The following is a 23151-nucleotide window of genomic DNA, read 5'->3' as shown; positions in this document are numbered from 1 at the left end:
TAACTTCAGGATGCTGTCATTTGACCTCTAAAATGTCTAGAATTGAGCCAACAAGGTTTAAGCTGTTTCGGCACAGTTCAATATTTCGAGTGTATATGTCTGTATTACAAGTATTAACATTACCAGATGATCGTCTACGTACCGTGGCGAAACCGGTAAAAGAAGTTACCCCAGAGATTCAAAAGTTCGTTGATGACATGATTGAAACCATGTACGACGAAGAAGGTATCGGCCTTGCTGCAACGCAAGTAGATTTCCACCAGCGCATCGTTGTTATCGATATTTCAGAAACACGTGACGAGCCTATGGTTCTGATCAACCCTGAAATTACCGACAAACGTGGCGAAGATGGTATCGAAGAAGGCTGTCTATCTGTACCAGGCGCTCGAGCTCTAGTCCCTCGCGCTGCAGAAGTAACGGTTAAAGCATTAGACCGTGAAGGCAACGAATTCACATTCGACGCTGACGACCTTCTGGCTATCTGTGTTCAGCACGAACTTGACCACCTAGAAGGCAAGTTGTTTGTTGATTACCTATCGCCACTAAAGCGCAAACGTATTCAAGATAAGCTAGCGAAGATTAAACGTTTCAACGAGAAACAAGGTTAATAACCGCTGCTATTACTAAATTAAGAAGGAAGTCTACCTTGAGTCAATCTTTAAGAATTGTCTTCGCAGGTACTCCGGATTTCGCCGCCCGTCATTTGGCGGCGTTGTTGTCTTCGGAGCATGAAGTTATTGCTGTTTACACACAGCCAGATCGTCCAGCAGGCCGCGGTAAAAAACTGACTGCGAGCCCAGTAAAAAACATCGCACTTGAAAACAATATTCCGGTTTACCAACCAGAAAACTTCAAGTCAGATGAAGCTAAGCAAGAGCTAGCAGATTTGAATGCTGACATCATGGTTGTTGTCGCTTACGGCTTGCTTCTTCCACAAGCTGTATTAGATACGCCTCGCTTGGGTTGTATCAACGTGCATGGTTCTATCCTACCGCGCTGGCGTGGTGCTGCTCCGATCCAACGCTCTATCTGGGCGGGCGATAAAGAGACAGGCGTAACGATCATGCAGATGGATATCGGCCTAGATACCGGTGATATGTTAAGTATCGCGACGCTACCAATCGAAGCAACAGACACCAGCGCGTCAATGTACGAGAAGTTGGCAGGCCTTGGTCCTGATGCGCTTGTTGAGTGTTTAGCTGACATCGCTTCTGGTAAAGCCGTTGCTGAGAAGCAAGACGACGAACTTGCTAACTACGCGAAGAAGCTGAGCAAAGAAGAAGCGAAGATTGACTGGAATGACAGTGCAGAACACATCGAACGTTGTGTGCGCGCTTTCAACCCATGGCCAATGAGTCACTTTGCGATTACTGATAGCAGCTCTAATGATGAAAAAAGCATTAAAGTTTGGCAGACACGTGTTGATCAAGAATCAACATCTGCGCCAGCTGGCTCAATCATCAAAGCAGATAAAACGGGTATCTATGTTGCGACTGGCGACAAAGTACTGGTTTTGGAGCAACTGCAAGTTCCAGGCAAAAAAGCCATGTCAGTTCAAGACATATTGAACTCACGTGCAAGCTGGTTTGAAGTTGGTACTCAACTTTCTTAACCGCTTTAAAGCTACTCAATATGCACTTAAAAATGTGTAGCTTGTAAAAACACAGTTTAGAAAACCTTTACGAGGGCAGAGATGTCCTCATGTATTCAAATAAATATTCGGTACCCCTCATGAATGTTCGCGCTGCTGCTGCAAATGTCCTATTCCAAGTTGTCGATAAAGGCCACTCTCTTTCACACGCTCTCCCTGCGGCTCAAAAAACGATCCGTCCGCGAGACCATGCTCTACTGCAAGAGATTTGCTACGGCGCACTTCGTTACCTGCCTCGCTTAGAGTCAATCGCTAACGAACTGATGGAAAACTCGCTTAAAGGTAAAAAGCGCGTCTTCCATCACCTGATCTTAGTAGGCATTTATCAGTTGGGCTTTATGCGAATTCCTTCGCATGCCGCCGTTGCTGAAACAGTTGAAGCAACCAAAACACTGCGTGGCCCAAGCCTCAGTGGTTTGATCAATGCCGTACTTCGCAGCTATCTGCGCGATCAAGAAGAACTAGACGAGAAAGCCGTTAGCCACAATGCTGGCAAATACAGCCATCCAAGCTGGATTCTAAAAATGCTTCAAGAGAGCTACCCAGATCAGTGGGAGCAATTAGTTGAAGCAAACAATAACAAGGCACCAATGTGGCTGCGTGTAAATCGCCAACACCACACTCGTGACGAGTATGTTGAACTGCTTAAAAACGAAAACATTGAATACACACTGCACCCTGAAGCCGCTGATGCCATAAAATTAGCCTCACCTTGTGACGTTACTTTGCTTCCTGGTTTCGACCGAGGCTGGGTATCTGTGCAAGATGCTGCAGCTCAGCTTTCCGTTGATTTCCTAACACCAAAAGATGGTGAGCTAATCCTAGATTGCTGCGCAGCACCTGGTGGTAAAACTGCACACATTCTTGAACATACTCAAGACACTGAAGTGGTTGCAATCGACAGCGATATTAAGCGCCTAGACCGCGTTTACGATAACCTTGAACGCCTACAACTACGTGCCGACGTAATCTGTGGTGATGCTCGCTACCCTGAAGAGTGGTGGACAGGCAGTCAGTTTGACCGCATCCTACTTGATGCTCCGTGTTCAGCGACCGGTGTAATTCGCCGTCACCCTGACATTAAGTGGCTACGCCGTGCCTCTGATATTGATGCACTAGCAGAGCTGCAAAGCGAGATCTTGGATGCAATGTGGCGCCAGCTAAAAGAAGGCGGCACCATGGTTTATGCGACATGTTCTATCACGCCGCAAGAAAACGTGCTGCAAGTGAAAGCATTCTTAGAGCGTACCGAGAACGCAACGCTGGTTGGGTCTGATATCGAAAAACCGGGTCGTCAAATACTACCTGGTGAAGAAGATATGGATGGCTTCTACTACGCAGTTCTAGTAAAACAGGCATAACAACTAACAGCGGCTAAGAATTTATTTCTTAGCCGCTGTTTCTTTCTAGTGCATTATCAAAGCGAAAAGAGATCACTAGAATTACAACGGCAAAAAATAAGAGAAAGGCTATGAAGATCATTATTCTAGGTGCTGGACAAGTTGGCGGTACCCTTGCTGAAAACCTAGTGGGTGAAAACAATGACATCACGATCGTCGACCGTAATGCCGACCGACTTCGTGAACTTCAGGACAAATACGACCTTAGGGTTGTAAACGGTTATGCCAGCCACCCGAACACACTACGTGAAGCGGGCGCGCAAGATGCCGACATGTTGGTTGCCGTAACCAACATGGATGAAACCAACATGGCCGCATGTCAGGTTGCCTTCTCTCTGTTTAATACGCCAAACCGAATTGCCCGAATCCGCTCTCCACAGTATTTAGAAGAGAAAGAAGCACTCTTCAAATCAGGGGCGATTCCGGTTGATCATTTAATTGCCCCAGAAGAACTCGTCACCAGCTACATCGAGCGCCTGATTCAATACCCAGGTGCACTGCAGGTTGTGAGTTTTGCTGAACAGAAAGTTAGCCTAGTAGCAGTAAAAGCTTATTACGGCGGCCCATTGGTTGGTAACGCACTGTCTGCTTTGCGTGAGCACATGCCACACATCGATACTCGTGTTGCGGCTATCTTCCGTCAAGGTCGCCCAATTCGCCCACAAGGCACGACCATCATTGAAGCCGATGATGAGGTTTTCTTTGTGGCAGCGAGTAACCATATCCGCTCAGTAATGAGTGAACTGCAACGCCTAGAGAAGCCGTACCGCCGCATCATGATTGTTGGCGGTGGTAACATTGGTGCAAGCTTGGCAAAACGCCTTGAGCAGAGCTACAGCATCAAGCTTATCGAGCGCAGCTACACTCGCGCCGAGAAGCTATCTGAAGAATTAGAAAACACCATCGTATTCTGTGGCGATGCAGCCGACCAAGAGCTGCTAACCGAAGAGAACATTGATCAAGTTGATGTGTTCATCGCTCTAACCAACGAAGATGAAACCAACATCATGTCAGCGATGCTGGCGAAGCGAATGGGTGCCAAGAAGGTAATGGTGCTGATTCAGCGTGGCGCTTATGTCGACCTTGTTCAAGGTGGCGTGATTGATATTGCGATCTCTCCACAGCAAGCGACCATTTCTGCTCTGCTTACTCACGTTCGTCGTGCTGATATCGTAAACGTATCATCTCTACGTCGCGGCGCTGCAGAGGCGATCGAAGCGATTGCTCACGGTGACGAAACCACCTCTAAGGTTGTTGGCCGAGCGATTGGCGACATCAAACTGCCACCGGGCACCACCATTGGTGCAATTGTTCGCGGAGAAGAAGTACTTATCGCGCACGATAGAACCGTAATCGAACAAGATGACCACGTAGTGATGTTCCTAGTGGACAAGAAATACGTACCTGATGTTGAGTCTCTATTCCAACCGAGCCCGTTCTTCTTATAGCCTTGTTCTCGTAAGCTTCTTCTCGCAACTTTCTTTTTGTGAGAAGGACGCTCCGGCACAAAGCTGTAATCAATTAAAGCTATGGTCTATTAAGCTATGGTCAACTTTCGTCCGATATTATTAGTGATAGGGTTAGTGTTATCAAAACTCGCCCTTTTCATGTACATCCCCACATTGGTTGCCTTTTTTACTGGCACCGGTGGCTTCCTCGAGTTTGGTCAATCAGTAGTGATCACGCACATTGTGGCGTTCATCTGCTTGAGCTTGGGCCGCTCCGCTAAGTTCCGACTTGGGGTGCGGGACATGTTCCTTATCACCTCTTTGGTTTGGACAATTGCCAGCGCCTTTGCCGCCCTGCCATTTGTCTTCATTAACCACATCAGCTTCACTGACGCCTACTTCGAAACCATGTCAGGTATCACCACGACAGGCTCAACCGTATTAAGCGGCTTAGATAGCATGGCACCAAGCATTCTGTTGTGGCGTTCTATACTGCAATGGTTAGGCGGCATCGGCTTTATCGTGATGGCGGTAGCAGTTCTACCAATGCTCAACGTTGGTGGTATGCGCCTGTTCCAAACCGAATCATCCGATTGGTCAGATAAAAGCAGCCCACGAGCAAAAACCGTCGCGAAGAACATCGTAGCGGTTTATCTGGTTCTGACTGGTTTATGCATCATTAGCTATTTGTTTGCAGGCATGGGTATCTTTGACGCGATCAATCACGCGTTCACAACACTGTCGACGGGGGGTTACTCAACCTCAGATGGATCGATGAACCACTTCTCCAACAGTGCTCACTGGGTGGGAACACTGTTCATGTTCCTTGGTGGACTGCCGTTCTTACTGTTTGTTAGCGCACTGCGAGGCCGAAAACTCTCAATCCTCTACAAAGACGCGCAAGTGAGAGGTTTTACATACCTGTTCTTGGTCACCAGCGCCGTAATATCAACATGGTTGGTGGTTAGAGATGGCTACACTGTTATGGATGCGATGCGTGTTTCGATGTTCAACATCGTATCAGTCGTCACCACAACCGGTTTTGGCTTAGAAGACTTCACCGCGTGGGGGGCACTGCCAACGACCTTGTTTGCATTCCTAATGATGGCGGGAGCTTGCTCGGGTTCAACCTCTGGCGGTATTAAAATATTCCGTTTCCAGATCGCGATGACCATGCTCCACAAACAAATGATGAAGCTAATTCACCCATCGGGCGTGTTTGTTCAACGCTACAATCAGCGACCTGTGAATGACGATATTGTGCGTTCACTCGTGGCATTTGGTTTGATGTTCTTTATCACGATTATCTTAATTGCAGGCGGCTTGAGCGCGATGGGGCTTGATCCTGTGACCAGTATATCTGGCGCTATCACAGCCGTTGCCAACGTGGGCCCAGGCATGGGTAACGTGATCGGTCCAACGGGTAACTTTGCTCCATTACCAGACGCTGCTAAATGGCTATTAAGTTTAGGTATGTTGATGGGCCGACTTGAGATACTGACGCTAATTGTTCTATTTTTCCCTGCCTTTTGGCGACGCTAATTACGCGAATATTTAAGGAAACACAGATGAAATCATACCTACTTATCGCAAGCGCACTGCTTAGCAGCTCTGCATTCGCCGGCCAAATGGTGACTCTGCAAGATGGTAAACAGATACTTCTAAAAGATGACTTTACGTGGCAATACGTGGCACAGAAACAAACGGCAACAACATCAGAAATCGTAGTCCCTGTTGTAGCAGCGCCGGTTGTAGCTGTCCCAATCGCGACTAATGTGCGTGGTACGACGATTATCGTTGATAGCAAGAAGCCAAGCTTACAGCTGTCTCAATCAGGAGTGGATGTTGTACTAGGTGCAAGTCGCTATGAAGACGGCGAGCTGATCATCCCTACGGCTATTACTAACCAAGGTACGCAGGCTGTCATCTTAGTGTCTTTGAAGTTAGGTGTATATTCACCAAGTGGTGAGTTATTAGAAGAGAAAACAGTAGCGGTTTGGAAATCGATAAAGCGTATGGCAGATACCTACCTTCGACCAAAAACCGATGCCGAAGGTACGTCGCTTAACCTAGCTGTTGATCAATACCCAGAATATCAAATCAAAGCTGAAATCGTTGAAGTGCTGGCTCGCTAAACCGGTGTCACAAACAGGTAGATAGCGAAGAAATGGCAAGCGCAGCCCGCCAACACAAACAGGTGCCAGATGGCATGGTTATAAGGGATGCGTTTTGCCACATAGAAAATCACACCCAGCGAGTAAATCACCCCGCCAACCGCCAGTAACACCAAACCACCTATATCGATGTTCATCGCTAATTGATAAACCACAATCAAAGATAGCCAACCCATCGCTAAGTAAATGAACAGCGATAAGCGCTTGAATCGGTATACGAAAGCAATCTTCATGATGATGCCCACCAGCGCAATTCCCCAGATCACCGCCATCAAGCCCATCGCTAATGGGGTTCTTAAGCCCACCAAAAGAAACGGCGTGTAACTGCCCGCAATCAGCAAATAAATCGCACAGTGATCGAGCGTTTTGAGTAAGCGCTTGGTTTTCTCAGTGGTGATCGAGTGGTACAACGTGGAAGCAAGAAAGAGCAGAATAATACTGCTGCCATACACCGCCATACTGGCAACCGTTAGCATGTCAGCTTGGTAATCAAACGCACGAATCAGTAACAGGATCAGGCCCACTACGCCAAGTACGACGCCCAAACCATGGGTTATCGCATTAGCGCGCTCTTCGATGTCACTGTATTCGCTGGCTGATGATGCAGACATGAGTATCCTACTAGAGTAAATGTTCGATTGACCCAGTATTACACATTAAGCTTACACGTGTAAGCTTAAATTTTTATGACAAAATGACTTATAAAATGTGCGATTCAGCTAAGATGCGCTTTCTAAATACTCGACCACCATCTTACCGGCGTCTTCTGGTGAGGTATCAAGCGGGACACTCAATTGACGCTGTAGTTGACCAATTCCCAGCAAGCTCGCCAACATGCCTTTTGCGCCATCGCGATTGCGGTCTATCTCAAACCACAACTTAAGTTCTGTCTCACCACGATGAGCAACAACCTCAAGCTCACGCCAGCGACCATGATAAGGGCCAGTCGTCGGAACAAATTCGAACTCTTGCACAAACGGTAACTCGAAACCTTCCACCGCCTCACACTCGACTTGGCGAATGCGTAGCCCTTGAGCTTCAAGTTCGTTAAAGATGCCATCGAGGAGTGCATCAGGACGAACCGTTAAGGTGTCTTTATCCGATGGGTCAATTGCCATCGCAATGTCCAACCCGGTTTCCAGCCACACCTTTGAATCACCAATCGTGACTGGTGTATTCAGCGGTACATCAAACTCACATTCAAAGTCACGGGTTTCTCCCGGCTGAATCACAAAGGCATACGGCAGGCTCCATTTAGCCAACGAGTACGTCTGATGCATTCGGCGTTTATGACCGCCCTCTTGCCTTTGCGAGTTCATGGTGACTTCTTTGACGTAACGACAGCACAAGTTGAGATCAATGTTGTCGATTTCTTGTGGCTGAGCGCCACCATAGACATGCACAATAATGCTCGCCTTCTTGCCTGGGTAAAGCACTTCCTGTTGCAATACAGAATCCACCTTGGCAGATCCAATACCAAAACTAGCTAACGTTTTCTTTAAGAACGACATATGCACCTCCTTTAAAGCATCATCTTAAGCCTGAAAGAGGTTCAAACTCAAATATACTGCTCACACTATTTTAGCTCTAATATCGTTTAATTATCACTCAGGCGTCGATCGATAACTTAGATAGTGATAATCTAAGCCTTGATATGCATGCATATCATTATCCTGATTTATTTTTCGGATTGGCGAAAGCCAGACGAGTGACTCTTCAAGTAATTGAAGCGAAGCTCATGATAAGTCAGGCCATTAGATTGGCAATGGATATGCCTGACCGTTAGGTAAATTAATGCGCCCAACAGCTGTCAGGTTCTCGCACACCAACCGTAGTGCGATGCGTCGTCGTAGTGGCTTTGTTGCTGCTCCAACGGCTAAGAAATTGGCTCCTACAATGACTCTCGTTCAGAAGACTGCTTTATTAGCACCGACTGCAACAAAAGTAATTAAAGCCGCTTAACGAAAAGCGCAGTTTTTACTGCGCTTTTTCTTGCCCGGTCCCATCTTGAAATGCCTTTACACATTGGTATTCCCTACCCGATTTGATACCTTAACCACAAATCATTATAAAATTTGTGGAGAAGTAAAGTATGAAGTGTCACCGCATTGAGGAACTGCTTGAACTGATGGAGCCTGAGTGGCAGAAAGATCAAGAGCTTAACCTATTAGAGTTCATCATTAAGCTATCAAACGAAGCAGGCTACCAAGGCAAGCTAGAAGAGCTGACTGACGATGTTCTTATCTACCATCTAAAAATGCGTAACAGCGAAAAAGATGAAATGATCCCAGGTCTTAAAAAAGACCAAGAAGATGATTTCAAAACGGCCATTCTAAAAGCGCGTGGCCTTCTTTAATCGCCTATTTGGTTAGAACTCAATGGCCGTATAAATAAAACAATCAATTTCGAAAAGCGACCACTCGGTCGCTTTTTTGTTTCTGTTCGCTATTTTTTCGTCACAACTGTTATGACTTTTGTTGTTAAAGGTTGATAGCGTTAAAGAAATGAGAACAAGATTGTCGTTATAATCGCCATCCATAAGAATCTTCTAAAATAATAAGAGTGAGTGCGATACCAACAAATGCACCAAGCTCCATTTCTACAGGTTCTCTAAACCATACTTTCAAGTAATGTCGTCATGCCCGACTTAACCGGGCAAACAAGCCACAAAAAGGATAGTCCATGAGTCAGGATAAAATCGACATCAAAGATGTGACTCCTAAAACCTTTAACCCAAAAACACATAAAGGTAATGGAGATCGATTTAACCCAAGTAACCGAATCTATGTTCGAGAAAGCAAAGGTAAATTCCAACAACTTCGTCGTTACGGCGGTTGGTTCTTACTTTTACTTTTTGCGCTTATCCCATGGATTCCATTTGGTGAACGACAAGCGATCTTGCTCGATATCGGTAGCCAGCAGTTCAACTTCTTTGGCACCACGTTATACCCACAAGATCTGACCCTACTCGCCATCCTGTTTATGATTGCTGCGTTTGGCTTATTCTTCATAACCACCTTCTTAGGGCGAGTCTGGTGTGGTTATTTATGCCCGCAAACCGTCTGGACCTTCATGTACATCTGGTTCGAAGAGAAGCTGGAAGGTGCTGCCAATAAGCGAAGAAAACAAGACTCGGGCAAACTGACGAGCAATTTAATTCTCAGAAAAACCATCAAACACATCGCGTGGTGGGCAATTGCGATTGCGACGGGCTTAACCTTTGTCGGTTATTTCATCCCAATCAAGGAGCTGGTGGTTGGCTTCTTTACCTTTAACTCGACTTTCTGGCCGGTGTTTTGGGTATTGTTCTTTGCTGGGTGTACTTATGCGAATGCCGGATGGATGCGTTCTATTGTTTGTCTGCACATGTGTCCTTACGCGCGTTTCCAATCGGCAATGTTCGATAAAGATACCTTCATCGTGGGTTACGACGCTGAACGAGGTGAAAGCCGCGGCCCTCGCTCTCGTAAAGCCGATCCAAAAGAACTTGGTCTAGGCGACTGTATTGACTGTAATTTATGTGTTCAAGTGTGCCCAACGGGTATCGATATCCGTGACGGCCTACAATACGAATGTATTAACTGTGGCGCGTGTATTGATGCCTGCGACAACACAATGGAACGTATGGGTTATGACAAAAGCCTAATCAACTACACCACAGAACACAGGCTCGATGGTCACACAACCAAGGTGATGCGTCCCAAGCTGCTAGGTTATGGCGCTATATTGATCGTCATGCTGGGTTTGTTCTTCGCACAGATAGCGAGTGTTGATCCTGCAGGCTTAAGCGTTCTACGAGATAGAAACCAGCTATTTAGAATCAATAGCCAAGGGCTTGTCGAAAATACTTACAACTTGAAAGTCATCAACAAAACTCAGCAAGAGCAAGAGTACAAGCTTGATGTCAGCGGGCTACCAGATTCTATCTGGTACGGTAAACAAACGATCACCGTAGACCCGGGTGAGGTTTTAAACCTTCCTATCAGCTTAGGCGTCGATCCAGAAAAACTGAGCTCACCAGTTTCGACAATTCAGTTTATACTCTCGGATAATGAAGAGTTTACGATGGAAGTCGAAAGCCGCTTTATCAAGAAGCTCTGATATCAGTCACCTTAGTGCTTGGTATAACACCCCAATAAATGGAAAAAGGCTCAGTAATGAGCCTTTTTTATTCTATGACGATGCAAGCCTTTAACTTTGATAACCTGACTCCTGACTTCATGTGGTACGCACTGGAGAGCATTGGAGTTCGTGCTGAATCCGGGCTTCTCGCTCTCAACAGCTACGAAAACCGGGTGTATCAATTCACCGATGAAGACCGTAAACGCTACGTCGTTAAGTTTTATCGTCCGCAGCGTTGGAACACTGCACAGATCCAAGAAGAGCACGACTTCGCGTTAGAGCTGATCGAACAAGAGTTACCGATTGCTCCACCTATGCGAATCAACGGCGCAACCTTGCATGAATATCAAGGCTATCTATTTGCACTGTTTGAAAGCGTCGGTGGCAGGCAATATGAAGTCGACAATCTAGATCAATTGGAAGGCGTTGGACGCTTCCTTGGGCGTATTCATAAAGCCAGTGCTGGAAGAACATTTCAGCATCGCCCGACCATCAGCTTAGATGAATACCTTTATCAGCCACGTAAGATTCTAGAGAACTCTCAGTTTATCCCAACGCACCTAGAGAACGCGTTCTTCAATGACGTCGACCTTCTGATCAAAGAGCTAGAGAGCCAGTGGCCAAGTAACATTGACAACATTCGTCTCCATGGCGACTGCCACCCGGGCAATATCTTGTGGCGCGACGGGCCAATGTTCGTCGATCTTGATGACGCGCGTAATGGTCCTGCTGTTCAAGATCTGTGGATGCTGCTTAACGGCGAACGACAAGATAAAATGATGCAACTGGATATTCTGCTAGAGAGTTATCAAGAGTTTTGCGATTTTAATACCGCGCAACTGAAACTAATCGAACCTCTGCGCGGTCTACGTATGGTGCATTACATGGCATGGTTGGCGAAACGATGGCACGATCCGGCGTTTCCTTTGGCCTTCCCGTGGTTTAATGATCCGAAATATTGGGAGCAACAAGTACTTGCTTGTAAAGAGCAAATTGCTACCCTGCAAGAGCCACCACTTTCGTTAATGCCTCAGTGGTAACAGCAATCGCAACATACAACTAGATAAAAATTCAAACATAATGGAGATTGGATAAATGAAAAAGCTATTCGCATTTTTCTCATTGATCATGTTGAGCCTTTCAGCTCACGCTGCGAAATTTAACGAAGGTGAACACTACAAAGTTCTCGATCTAGAAGCATCAAAAAAGCCAATGGTGACAGAGTTCTTCTCTTTTTACTGCCCACACTGTAATAGCTTTGAGCCAATCATCCAGCAGCTAAAACAACAGCTACCTAAAGACGCTAAGCTACAGAAGAACCATGTTTCATTCATGGGTGGCAACATGGGCCTGCCAATGAGCAAAGCTTACGCGACCATGATTGCACTGAAAATTGAAGATAAAATGGTGCCAGTGATGTTTAACCGCATCCACACCATGAACAAGCCACCACGCGATGAAGCAGAACTGCGTCAAATCTTCCTAGACGAAGGCGTTGATGCTAAGAAATTCGATGCGGCATACAACGGCTTTGCAGTAGATTCGATGGTTCGTCGTTTCGACAAAGCATTCAAAGACAGCGGCTTGTCAGGCGTTCCAGCTGTTGTAGTAAACAACCGCTACCTGATTGACGCTCAAGGTATTAACTCTCTCGATGAGTACTTCGAGCTGGTTAACTTCTTGTTAAAGAAGTAAGGTAATGATTAAAGGAAGCTTCGGCTTCCTTTTTTTTCCTAGTTCAAAAATCATCATTGATAAATAATCAGCCATAAAACTCAGAGCTTTACTGGTATTAATAACCCGTCCTAAGAACCGGTGGGCAAGGAGCCCTTAAATGAAAATAAAAATCACACTTCTCGCATTAAGCGTTGTTACTTCGCCAGCCTTTGCCAAACTTGCAGACGAACAAGGTTTCAGTGGTGAAATCTCTATCAATACCGGGGTAACCTCTTCCTCCTCAAATTTTAATACCGATGCTGATAGCACCCTCTCGTCAAATAAACAGAAAGCCTCATCTGAAAGCTCATTTCTTGTCGCACCATTAGGCAGTGTCGCTTACACCTTTGGTGAGAAGCTAAATCACCAGGTGTACACAGGTACCGCTCGTGATGATGTGGCAACCGGTACTGTAGTGCTGGAGGTTGGCTATAAATACCAACTAGAGTCAGGCATGACCATCGACGCGTCACTCCTGCCAACCATTATGTCAGGTGAAACTTGGGCGAATCCATACACAGAAGACGTTGCTCGAAGCAAAACCGATGAAACCGGCAATGCCTTTCGTTTGAAATTAAGTAGCATCGCAGGTTCTGCATTCTCGCTAGACATGGCCTACGCGACTAAAGATGTGAAAGATGATCGAGTTGAAGAAGCTCTACAGCGTGATGCCGAAACTTTCTACCTGAAAGGCCAATACCGCGTTCCATTGAGCCGCACCATGATGCTTATCCCATCGATCATTTATCAAACAAGAGATGCCGACGGCAACGCTGAGTCTTACGACCAATTTGGTGGTGAAGTGAGTTTATTTGGTGGCATGGGTCGCCATCAATATGCACTAACGGCGGGCTACAACCAACGTTCTTACGATGCAAGTAACCCGATCTACGATAAGAAACGCAGTGATGACAACATCAACCTGTTTGCCGCGTATGAATATGACCGATTTATGGATTGGGAAAACTGGTCGTTTGTTTCTCTTGCGGGCTATGGCACCAGCGACTCGAATATAACCTTCTACGATGAATCGCAATACATCGTCTCAGTCGGCCTGAACTACAAGTTCTAGTTAGGCATCACTGCTTGCTCATAGCCATTAGTTCATAACAACGAAAGCCTGCGTAAAAAGCAGGCTTTCTTGTTTGTATACCAATCACAGTAAATAAATGACCCGTTATTTACTACGATTGGCATGACTACACCGCTTGAGCCGTGAGTTGTTTCAACAGTCGATCCATCGCTCGGTAGCCAAGTGCCTCTGATAAGTGCTTCTTTTCAATCTGCTCATTACCGTCAAGGTCTGCAATGGTTCGCGCTACCTTAATAATGCGATGATAGGCACGGATCGATAAACCCAATCGATGTAGTGCGGTCTCGAGAAACTCCGCATCTTCACGTCGCAATGGGCAATACTTTTCAATTTCTCGACTACCTAACAGTGCGTTCGACTTATGGTTTCGAGATAACATCAACTGACGCGCTTGTTTAACTCGTTGCTTCACGACTTGAGTGGTTTCTCCACGATCGCCTCCTTCGGCTAACATCCCTTTGGGCAATAGAGGGATCTCCAATGACATATCGAATCTATCCAACAATGGCCCAGATAAGCGGTTGAGGTAACGCAGGATAATTTGCGGGTTCGCTCGAGCTTGATTGCCCTCGTAATATCCTGTTGGGCTTGGGTTAAGCGCACCCACCAATTGAAAGCGCGCCGGAAAACGCGTCTTACCCGCGACACGGGAGATAATGATTTCACCCGACTCTAGCGGCTCTCGCAGTGAATCAAGTACCTTACGCTCAAACTCTGGCATCTCATCAAGAAACAATAAGCCATTATGCGCCAAAGATATCTCACCGGGGCGAGGTATCGAGCCACCACCGACCAATGCTGCCATCGAACTCGAATGGTGTGGGGAACGGAAAGGTCGTTGTTTCCAGTTGTATTGATTGATCTCTTGTTGCGTTAAAGAGGCTACCGAAGCGGTTTCCATCGCCTCGTCGTCACTCATTTCAGGCAACAAATCGCGCAATCGAGAAGCCAACATGGTTTTCCCAGTTCCAGGCGGGCCGAGAAAAAGTAGGTTATGGTTGCCCGCTGCGGCGATCTCCAGTGCTCGCTTACCTTGCTGCTGGCCAATAATATCTTGTAAGTCACGATTATCAGACACATCGACATGATGATGCTCGGTTCGATATAGACCAAGCTGAGCCTGGCCACACATATCTGCACAAACCTCTAGCAAGGTTTGCGCTGATTTATGGGCCCCTTTGCCGACTAAGGCCGCCTGATCACCATTGTGCTGTGGAACCACTAAGCATCGTTCGACACTATCGGCGGCTAACGTCGCAGGCAGAACGCCCTTTACCGAGCGCAATTCTCCTGACAATGCCAACTCACCGATAAATTCATGTTGAGCTATTTTTGATGTCGGAAGTTGATCTGACGCCACCAAAATCCCAAGCGCGATTGGCAGATCGAAACGTCCTCCCTCCTTGGGTAAATCAGCAGGTGCGAGGTTGACCGTGATCCTTTTCGATGGAAATTCAAAGCGAGAATTGATGATGGCACTCCTGACTCGATCTTTAGATTCCTTGACCGTCGTTTCAGGTAGCCCCACCAATGTAAACCCAGGCATACCGTTGCTTATATGCACTTCAACCGTCACTTCTGGTGCCTCTACTCCCACACTAGCTCGGCTATGAATTATCGCGAGTCCCATAACTTTCCTTTGTCTTTGATTTAAAAGTATTCGCTCTGGGTATTCGTTGCTCACCAAAGCGATAAGGTTGTTATATAGCTTGGTGGAATGGTGTTTTAATGTGAAAAAAGAATGACATTTTCCTTGTCATACTGCAGATTTGTGTGATAACACTAGAGATGTAGACTTTTACTGAAGACAATAAACGAGAAAACTCGAATATTATGATTTTTAACGCTCGCATTTACGCACTGATTAACCTGATTATCGTAGTCATTATTAAGACTGCGCGGGGGCGAGTGGGAAGAAAGTAACCACGAATTAGAAAAAACCCCCGCACTGAAAAGTCCGGGGGTTTTTTCTAATTTAGCGATTCGATTTTTATAATTTTTATTATTTTCGGCCTTGCCGATTTACAGGAAGAATGGGAGCACAAGATGTGCAAAGACAACGGAAACAATGACCAAAATAAAGGTAATACGGAGGGATTACGATGAAAGGCGCAGAACTAGTCGTATCCGCACTCAAGCAACAAGGCATTGAGACCGTATTTGGTTACCCAGGTGGTGCCATCATGCCAATCTACGATGCACTTTATGACGGCGGTGTTGAACACATCCTTTGTCGCCATGAACAAGGTGCTGCAATGGCTGCTATTGGTATGGCGCGTGCAACACAAGACGTGGCTGTTTGTATGGCAACCTCAGGCCCAGGCGCGACTAACCTAGTAACTGGTCTTGCTGATGCTTTTATGGACTCCATCCCACTCGTCGCTATCACTGGTCAAGTTGCTAGCTCCCACATCGGTACCGATGCATTCCAAGAAATGGATGTGATTGGTATGTCTCTGTCATGTACTAAACACAGCTACCTCGTTACCGATATTGAAGATCTTGCGCCAACATTGGCTGAAGCATTTATCGTTGCAAAAGCAGGGCGTCCCGGTCCGGTTATTGTCGATATCGCTAAAGATGTTCAACTAGCCGAATCCCCTGTAAAAATTCTTCCTGAATTTACACCACCAGCCATTCCTGTTGTGACAACGGATGCTATTGAACAAGCTCAGTACTTCTTGTCTCAAGCGACTCGTCCTGTTTTATACGTAGGTGGTGGCGTTCAACTGGCGAAAGCAACCGATGCAGTTCGCGAGTTTTTACGCCTTAACCCAATGCCGGCCGTAAGCACACTGAAAGGCTTAGGCACTATCGAACGTGACGACCCGCACTACCTTGGCATGCTTGGTATGCACGGCACTAAAGCTGCTAACCTAGTGGTTCAAGAAAGTGACCTATTGATTGTTGTCGGTGCTCGTTTTGATGATCGAGTAACAGGCAAGCTTGATACTTTTGCTCCTCACGCAAAAGTTATCCATATCGATATCGATGCGGCAGAGTTCAGTAAACTGCGCCTTGCTGATGCGCCAATTCGTGGTGACATCAACAAGATCCTGCCTCAACTAGAACTGAGCCAAGACATCTCATCTTGGGTTCACCACTCAGAAGGCCTTCGTAGCTCATTCAAGTGGCGTTACGACCACCCTGGTGATCTGATCTTTGCTCCACTACTACTAAAGCAGCTATCAGACATGATGCCAGCAAGCTCTATCATTTCGACGGATGTTGGCCAACATCAGATGTGGGCTGCTCAGCACATTCAGCCTCGCGATCCACAAAACTTCATCACCTCAGCCGGTTTAGGCACTATGGGCTTTGGTTTACCAGCCGCTATGGGTGCATCGGTTGGCCGTCCTGATGACCAATCGATTCTTATCTCTGGTGATGGTTCATTCATGATGAACATCCAAGAGCTTGGCACGCTAAAGCGTCGTCAGATCCCAGTGAAGATGGTGCTTCTGAATAACTCTCGCTTGGGCATGGTTCGCCAATGGCAATCTCTGTTCTTTGATGGCCGACACAGTGAAACCATCTTGGATGACAACCCTGATTTCGTCATGCTCGCGAAAGCATTTGATATCCCGGGCAAAACCATCACGCGTAAAGAAGAAGTAGAGCCAGCATTGAAAGAGATGCTAGAAAGCAAAACCGCTTACCTACTTCATGTTCTTATCGATGAAGAAGAAAACGTATGGCCACTAGTACCGCCAGGTGCTTCAAACAGTGAGATGTTGGAGAACACATAACATGAAAAGATACCTATTAGACATCAAAGCCGATGATAAGCCTGTACTACTAGAGCGTGTTCTTCGTGTTATTCGTCACCGTGGCTTCATTGTTAAGCAAGTCGCGGGCACTCAAAACCACGAAAGCAAAGTGGCGAGTGTAGAGATCATTGTCGACAGTGACCGTCCGATCTCTTTTTTGGTAAACCAAATCGAAAAGCTGTGGGATGTACGTTCCGTTGACGTTATCTCTATCAGTCGTAATGAATTGCCAAATAACAACTTACAGCAAAAGATAAACGCATAAGGAACCGCAAACATGACAGCTAAAACAGCAGACTATATTTGGTTTAACGGTGAAATGGTTCCTTGGGCAGAGGCGAATGTTCACGTCCTGACTCACGCAATGCACTACGGTACTTCTGTGTTTGAAGGCGTTCGTTGTTACAACACGCCAAAAGGGCCGGTAATCTTCCGTCACCCAGAGCATGCAAGACGCCTAAAAGACTCAGCAAAAATCTACCGCTTTCCTATTCCTTTTACTGAGGAAGAAATTATGGAAGCGACTCGCGAAACGCTACGCCAAAATAAGCTACAGTCTGCGTACATACGTCCACTGGGCTTTGTCGGTAATGTTGGTTTGGGTGTGTGTCCGCCAGAAAATACTGAGATGGATCTGATCATCGCTGCGTTCCCTTGGGGTTCTTACCTAGGTGAAGAAGCGCTAGAGAATGGTGTAGATGCGATGATTTCAAGCTGGAATCGTGCCGCTCCAAATACTATCCCTACCGCTGCGAAAGCTGGTGGTAACTACCTATCTTCATTACTGGTTGGTGGTGAAGCTCGTCGTCATGGTTACGATGAAGGTATCGCACTGAGCGTCGATGGTTACCTTTCAGAAGGTGCTGGCGAGAACATCTTTGTGATTCGTAACGGTGTGTTATCAACGCCACCAGCAACCAGCGCGATTCTACCGGGCATCACCCGTGATTCAATCATGACACTAGCAAAAGACATGGGTTACGAAATCCGTGAAGAGAACATTGCTCGTGAAGCGCTATACCTTGCCGATGAAGTATTCATGACAGGCACAGCTGCAGAGATCGTTCCGGTTCGTAGTGTAGACAAAATTACAGTAGGTGAAGGCAAACGCGGTCCTATCACTGAAAAAGTTCAAGCAGCTTACTTTGGTTTATTCAATGGAACCACTGAAGATAAGTGGGGCTGGTTAGACTACGTTTATCCAGCAGACCATGCGTCAGCAAGCCAAACACAAACAAATAAGTAAGCAACAGCCAAATATTTTATAAGGATTTAAACAATGCCAATCTATCGTTCAGCAACGACAACCCACGGACGCAACATGGCTGGTGCGCGCGCTTTATGGCGTGCAACTGGCGTAAAAGACGATGACTTCGGTAAGCCGATCATCGCGGTTGTAAACTCTTTCACTCAATTTGTTCCAGGCCACGTTCACCTTAAAGATATGGGTCAGCTGGTTGCGGGTGAAATAGAGAAAGCGGGCGGTATCGCTAAAGAATTCAACACCATCGCAGTCGATGATGGTATCGCAATGGGCCACGGCGGCATGCTGTACTCACTGCCATCACGTGAGCTTATTGCAGACTCAGTAGAATACATGGTCAACGCACACTGTGCGGACGCAATGGTGTGTATCTCTAACTGTGACAAAATCACTCCGGGAATGATGATGGCTGCAATGCGCCTTAACATCCCAGTGATCTTTGTATCAGGCGGCCCAATGGAAGCAGGTAAAACCAAGCTTTCAGATCAAATAATCAAGCTCGACCTTGTTGATGCAATGATCCAAGGTGCCGATCCAACGATTTCAGATGAGCAAAGTGAGCAAGTAGAACGTTCTGCATGTCCAACCTGTGGTTCATGTTCAGGTATGTTCACAGCTAACTCCATGAACTGTCTAACAGAAGCACTTGGCCTATCTCAGCCTGGTAACGGTTCTATGCTAGCGACGCACGCAGACCGTGAAGAACTGTTCATCAATGCCGGTAAGCGCATCGTTGATCTAACCAAGCGCTACTACGAGCAAGACGACGAATCAGCACTGCCACGCAACATCGCAAACCGCGCAGCCTTTGATAATGCGATGGCGCTTGATATCGCAATGGGTGGTTCTAGTAACACCGTTCTTCACCTTTTAGCGGCCGCTCAAGAAGGCGACATTGATTTCGATATGGATGATATCGATGCGATGTCTCGCCGTGTTCCACACCTATGTAAAGTGGCACCTTCAACACCGAAATACCACATGGAAGACGTTCACCGTGCTGGTGGCGTAATGGCTATCCTAGGTGAGCTTGATCGTGCTGGCCTACTGAATAATCAAACTCGCACCGTACTTGGCTTAAGTATGCAAGAGCAGCTCGCTCAATACGACATCATGCAAACAGAAGACGAAGCCGTGCTTAAGTTCTTCCGTGCAGGTCCTGCAGGCATCCGTACCACCAAAGCCTTCTCACAAGATTGCCGTTGGGATCGTCTAGATGACGACCGCAAAGAAGGTTGTATTCGTACCAAAGAGAACGCATTCAGCCAAGAAGGAGGCCTAGCGGTACTTTCAGGTAACATCGCCGTTGATGGTTGTATCGTTAAGACCGCGGGTGTTGATGAAGAAAACCTTAAATTCCAAGGTCCTGCAATCGTATTCGAAAGCCAAGATACGGCAGTAGAAGGCATCTTAGCGGGTAAAGTAAAAGCAGGCGAAGTGGTTGTCATTCGTTACGAAGGTCCTAAAGGCGGCCCGGGTATGCAAGAAATGCTCTACCCAACGACTTACCTAAAATCGATGGGTCTAGGCAAGTCTTGTGCTCTTCTAACCGATGGTCGTTTCTCTGGTGGTACATCAGGTCTGTCTATCGGTCACGCTTCTCCAGAAGCAGCAAGCGGTGGTGTAATTGGTCTAGTGAACACAGGCGATATCATCACTATCGATATCCCTAGCCGCTCAATCACGCTTGATGTTCCTGAAGCAGAACTAGAAGCGCGTCGTGTTAAGCAAGATGCTCTAGGCTGGAAACCAGAAAACCGTCAACGTGAAGTGTCTTTCGCACTGAAAGCTTACGCAAGTATGGCGACCAGTGCCGACAAAGGCGCTGTGCGTGATAAGTCTAAGCTTGAGGGCTAACTATGAGTGATGACACCTCCAGCCCCAAAAAACAAAGTGGCGCAGATTATCTGCGCCAGATCCTGAGAGCTCCGGTTTACGAAGCGGCAATCGTGACACCTCTGCAAGATATGCCACGCTTAAGCGCTCGTATCGGTAATCAGGTTCAGCTAAAACGAGAAGACCGTCAGCCGGTACACTCGTTTAAGCTGCGCGGTGCTTACAACATGGTTTCAAGCCTTTCTGAACAACAGAAAGCAGCCGGTGTTATCGCAGCATCCGCAGGGAATCACGCACAAGGAATGGCGCTATCTGGCTCTAAGCTGGGTATTCAAACCACGATCGTGATGCCAAAAACGACGCCGGATATCAAGGTCGATGCGGTACGCGGGTTTGGCGGAAAAGTGGTTTTACACGGCAGTAATTTCGATGAAGCGAAAGCGGAAGCGGAACGTCTGTCGGCTGAACATGGCTTCACCTTTGTTCCTCCTTTCGATCACCCACTCGTGATTGCAGGGCAAGGTACGATGGGTATGGAGATGCTGCAGCAAAACGGCCACATGGATTATATCTTTGTACCGGTTGGTGGTGGTGGCTTAGCCGCTGGTGTTGCAGTGCTTATCAAACAACTGATGCCAGAGATTAAAGTGATTGCGGTAGAGCCTGAAGACTCGGCTTGCTTGAAAGCAGCACTGGATGCGGGTGAACCAGTGGTACTGGATCAGGTCAGCATGTTTGCTGATGGTGTTGCGGTTAAACGCATTGGTGAAGAAACCTTCCGTCTTTGCCAACAGTACATTGATGGTCATATTACCGTCTCCAGCGATGAAATTTGCTCTGCGGTAAAGGACATCTTTGAAGATACCCGTGCAATTGCTGAGCCTTCAGGAGCGCTTGCTCTGGCTGGCTTGAAGAAGTTTGCAGAACAAAACCAACTGCAAAATAAGCAACTAGCAACGGTACTGTCTGGTGCGAACACCAACTTCCACGGTCTGCGTTATGTCTCTGAACGTTGTGAATTGGGTGAGAAGCGAGAAGGTCTACTTGCGGTGACGATTCCAGAGCGACAAGGTGCGTTCCTAGAGTTCTGTAACATTACTGGTGGTCGAGCGGTGACTGAGTTTAACTACCGCCACAACGACGAAAGCCTAGCGAATATCTTCGTTGGTGTACGTCTGCAAGGTGGACAAGAAGAGCTCGAGCACATCATCAATGACCTACGTGAAGGCGGCTACCCGGTTGTCGATCTCTCAGATGATGAGATGGCAAAACTGCACATTCGCTACATGATTGGCGGTAAACCATCGAAACCTCTGAAAGAACGCCTATACAGCTTTGAGTTCCCAGAATACCCAGGTGCATTGATTAAATTCCTTGATACCTTAGGTACTCACTGGAATATCAGCCTGTTCAACTATCGTAACCACGGTGCCGACTACGGTCGTGTGCTGTGTGGCTTCGAGCTCGGTGATGACGATTTAGCTCAGTTCTCTACACACTTAGAAGAACTTGGCTACCAGTGCAAAGATGAAACAGACAACCCTTCCTACAAGTTCTTCTTGTCTTAAGAGTTAAGCTATCGAACCAAAAAGAGCGAGTATTAACTCGCTCTTTTTATTTGAGCGTTTCCGATAAACCTCACACGATCTTATTTCAAATAGATCATTAAAGTGCTTTACGATGATCTAACCAATCTTGGTGAAGCTGTTCACTTGATCCTAGATATTTGACCATCCATTCGATCAATTTATGGTTATCGTCTTTTCGCCACACCAAACAACAGTGACTCTGTGGGCTAGGCTCTGGTAATATTTTTTCCACCAGCAAGCCTTGTTCGATAATAGGCGCGGCAATATGCCTTGGCATGTAACCCACCCCAACACCATTCTTGAGGCACTCTATCGCACTGTACCAGTTCGGTAATAGAAGACGTCTCTGACTCGCATAATGGCCAGTGTGACGCTTTGGCAGTACGCTAGAGGTATCATCCAAGCAGATCGCAGGATACTGGCTAACAAAGGCTTCATTAAGGTTTTGCTCTCGCACACACGGATGACTGGGTGACATTACAAATGCCCAATCTAACCGCCCCATATCCTTAACTTCAAAGTCACCGCCAACCGGAATCGCCGAAGTGGCGCCAATGACGACATCGGCCCTACCCTGTGCAATGGCTTCCCAAGAACCATTAAACACTTCCATGTTGATCTGCAGCTCAGCGAACTCAAAGGTTTGATAAAACTCTTCAATCATAGGCTTCATCTTGTCGAGCTTAACCACGTTATCAAGGGTTAGACGTAAGGTTTTCTTCCAACCACGCGCAGCTCGGCGAGTTTGCGCACTGAGTTCTTCCATCTGTCTCAGCAGTTGACGAGCCTCTTCAATAAACAACTCCCCAGCAGGCGTCAGCTCTACTTTTCTTGGTAAGCGTCTGAAAAGTAGAACATCAAGCTCTTGCTCTACCTGCCTAACCCCATAGCTGATCGCCGATGGCACTTTGTGCAATTGCTCTGCAGCCGCAGTGAAGCTGCCCAAGCGAGCAACGGTATCAAGCATTTCTAACGAGGATTTAGAGAACATAAGCCTTCAAATTTTTTGATTGATAACTACATATTTTAGCGTTTTATTTTATCAGCTCTGAAAAATAGAATGTCAGCATAAATAAACAGGGGTTCTT

Annotated in this window: 21 protein-coding genes; 17 read left to right on the top strand and 4 right to left on the bottom strand. The window is 46.8% G+C overall.

The features are described from left to right. Positions 1 to 95 precede the first annotated feature (95 nt). From def to DUN60_RS14455, 6 genes are all read left to right on the top strand, one after another. A complete protein-coding gene (def, locus tag DUN60_RS14480) occupies positions 96 to 608 on the top strand; it encodes a peptide deformylase (protein ID WP_004735769.1) in 513 nt (170 codons plus the stop codon). 38 nt (positions 609 to 646) lie between these two features. Continuing rightward, positions 647 to 1612 carry a methionyl-tRNA formyltransferase gene (fmt, locus tag DUN60_RS14475; protein ID WP_102539914.1) on the top strand — a complete coding sequence of 322 codons (966 nt, stop codon included), beginning with the start codon at positions 647 to 649 and terminating at the stop codon, positions 1610 to 1612. Positions 1613 to 1731: 119 nt separating this feature from the next. After that, the gene (gene rsmB, locus DUN60_RS14470; protein ID WP_017077320.1) at positions 1732 to 3012 is read left to right on the top strand and encodes a 16S rRNA (cytosine(967)-C(5))-methyltransferase RsmB; all 1281 of its coding nucleotides are present in this window, start codon (positions 1732 to 1734) and stop codon (positions 3010 to 3012) included. A gap of 110 nt (positions 3013 to 3122) precedes the next feature. Beyond that, complete coding sequence (trkA, locus tag DUN60_RS14465) at positions 3123 to 4499, top strand: Trk system potassium transporter TrkA (protein WP_004735766.1); 1377 nt, start codon at positions 3123 to 3125, stop codon at positions 4497 to 4499. 96 nt (positions 4500 to 4595) lie between these two features. Beyond that, a complete protein-coding gene (locus DUN60_RS14460) occupies positions 4596 to 6041 on the top strand; it encodes a TrkH family potassium uptake protein (protein ID WP_114634152.1) in 1446 nt (481 codons plus the stop codon). A 26-nt stretch (positions 6042 to 6067) separates the two neighbouring features. Continuing rightward, on the top strand, positions 6068 to 6634 hold the full coding sequence (locus tag DUN60_RS14455; RefSeq protein ID WP_054548308.1) for a DUF3157 family protein: 567 nt from the start codon (positions 6068 to 6070) through the stop codon (positions 6632 to 6634). Here the strand turns inward: DUN60_RS14455 and trhA are convergent. Together trhA and DUN60_RS14445 are read right to left on the bottom strand one after the other, a co-directional pair. Then, the gene (trhA, locus tag DUN60_RS14450; RefSeq protein ID WP_004735763.1) at positions 6631 to 7284 is read right to left on the bottom strand and encodes a PAQR family membrane homeostasis protein TrhA; all 654 of its coding nucleotides are present in this window, start codon (positions 7282 to 7284) and stop codon (positions 6631 to 6633) included. The two genes, DUN60_RS14455 and trhA, sit on opposite strands and share 4 nt — an antisense overlap. A 108-nt stretch (positions 7285 to 7392) precedes the next feature. Then, positions 7393 to 8184 carry a sporulation protein gene (locus DUN60_RS14445; RefSeq protein ID WP_114634151.1) on the bottom strand — a complete coding sequence of 264 codons (792 nt, stop codon included), beginning with the start codon at positions 8182 to 8184 and terminating at the stop codon, positions 7393 to 7395. Between the two features lie 283 nt (positions 8185 to 8467). Between DUN60_RS14445 and DUN60_RS24570 the strand changes: the two genes are divergently transcribed. The 6 genes from DUN60_RS24570 to DUN60_RS14420 all read left to right on the top strand — a co-directional run bounded on the left by DUN60_RS24570 (position 8468) and on the right by DUN60_RS14420 (position 13583). Next, entirely contained in the window at positions 8468 to 8635 is a 168-nt protein-coding gene (locus DUN60_RS24570) for a hypothetical protein (RefSeq protein WP_004735761.1), read from the top strand. A 130-nt stretch (positions 8636 to 8765) separates the two neighbouring features. Beyond that, a complete protein-coding gene (locus DUN60_RS14440; protein WP_004735759.1) occupies positions 8766 to 9029 on the top strand; it encodes a YihD family protein in 264 nt (87 codons plus the stop codon). A 326-nt stretch (positions 9030 to 9355) separates the two neighbouring features. Then, positions 9356 to 10774, top strand: a complete 1419-nt coding sequence (ccoG, locus tag DUN60_RS14435; RefSeq protein WP_114634150.1) for a cytochrome c oxidase accessory protein CcoG — start codon at positions 9356 to 9358, stop codon at positions 10772 to 10774. Between the two features lie 74 nt (positions 10775 to 10848). Further along, positions 10849 to 11835: a serine/threonine protein kinase gene (locus DUN60_RS14430; RefSeq protein WP_114634149.1), complete on the top strand. Its 987-nt coding sequence runs from the start codon at positions 10849 to 10851 to the stop codon at positions 11833 to 11835. A 55-nt stretch (positions 11836 to 11890) separates the two neighbouring features. Then, on the top strand, positions 11891 to 12490 hold the full coding sequence (locus DUN60_RS14425; RefSeq protein WP_054548312.1) for a thiol:disulfide interchange protein DsbA/DsbL: 600 nt from the start codon (positions 11891 to 11893) through the stop codon (positions 12488 to 12490). Positions 12491 to 12629: 139 nt separating this feature from the next. Beyond that, positions 12630 to 13583, top strand: a complete 954-nt coding sequence (locus DUN60_RS14420; protein WP_114634148.1) for a DUF2860 domain-containing protein — start codon at positions 12630 to 12632, stop codon at positions 13581 to 13583. A gap of 127 nt (positions 13584 to 13710) precedes the next feature. Here DUN60_RS14420 and DUN60_RS14415 read toward each other — a convergent pair whose 3' ends face one another. Further along, positions 13711 to 15234, bottom strand: a complete 1524-nt coding sequence (locus DUN60_RS14415; protein ID WP_114634147.1) for a YifB family Mg chelatase-like AAA ATPase — start codon at positions 15232 to 15234, stop codon at positions 13711 to 13713. Between the two features lie 472 nt (positions 15235 to 15706). Here DUN60_RS14415 and ilvG point away from each other — a divergent pair, with 472 nt between their 5' ends. From ilvG to ilvA, 5 genes are read left to right on the top strand one after another with little or no spacing between them, the layout of a single operon-like run. After that, on the top strand, positions 15707 to 17353 hold the full coding sequence (ilvG, locus tag DUN60_RS14410; RefSeq protein WP_004735752.1) for an acetolactate synthase 2 catalytic subunit: 1647 nt from the start codon (positions 15707 to 15709) through the stop codon (positions 17351 to 17353). A gap of 1 nt (position 17354) precedes the next feature. Next, a complete protein-coding gene (ilvM, locus tag DUN60_RS14405; protein WP_017077311.1) occupies positions 17355 to 17639 on the top strand; it encodes an acetolactate synthase 2 small subunit in 285 nt (94 codons plus the stop codon). A 12-nt stretch (positions 17640 to 17651) separates the two neighbouring features. After that, positions 17652 to 18620 carry a branched-chain amino acid transaminase gene (locus DUN60_RS14400; protein WP_017095708.1) on the top strand — a complete coding sequence of 323 codons (969 nt, stop codon included), beginning with the start codon at positions 17652 to 17654 and terminating at the stop codon, positions 18618 to 18620. Between the two features lie 33 nt (positions 18621 to 18653). Further along, entirely contained in the window at positions 18654 to 20495 is a 1842-nt protein-coding gene (gene ilvD, locus DUN60_RS14395; RefSeq protein WP_054548317.1) for a dihydroxy-acid dehydratase, read from the top strand. Between the two features lie 2 nt (positions 20496 to 20497). Continuing rightward, positions 20498 to 22042, top strand: a complete 1545-nt coding sequence (gene ilvA, locus DUN60_RS14390; protein WP_114634146.1) for a threonine ammonia-lyase, biosynthetic — start codon at positions 20498 to 20500, stop codon at positions 22040 to 22042. Positions 22043 to 22139: 97 nt separating this feature from the next. On the opposite strand, the gene punR is transcribed toward ilvA, so the two are convergent. Continuing rightward, on the bottom strand, positions 22140 to 23054 hold the full coding sequence (gene punR, locus DUN60_RS14385; RefSeq protein WP_004735746.1) for a DNA-binding transcriptional activator PunR: 915 nt from the start codon (positions 23052 to 23054) through the stop codon (positions 22140 to 22142). Between the last annotated feature and the right edge of the window lie 97 nt (positions 23055 to 23151).

Source organism: Vibrio splendidus (assembly GCF_003345295.1).
In the GTDB taxonomy this organism is placed as follows: Bacteria; Pseudomonadota; Gammaproteobacteria; order Enterobacterales; family Vibrionaceae; genus Vibrio; species Vibrio splendidus_K.
The sequence above is the reverse complement of the archived record's forward strand: the minus strand, read 5'-3'. Positions and strand labels throughout refer to the sequence as shown.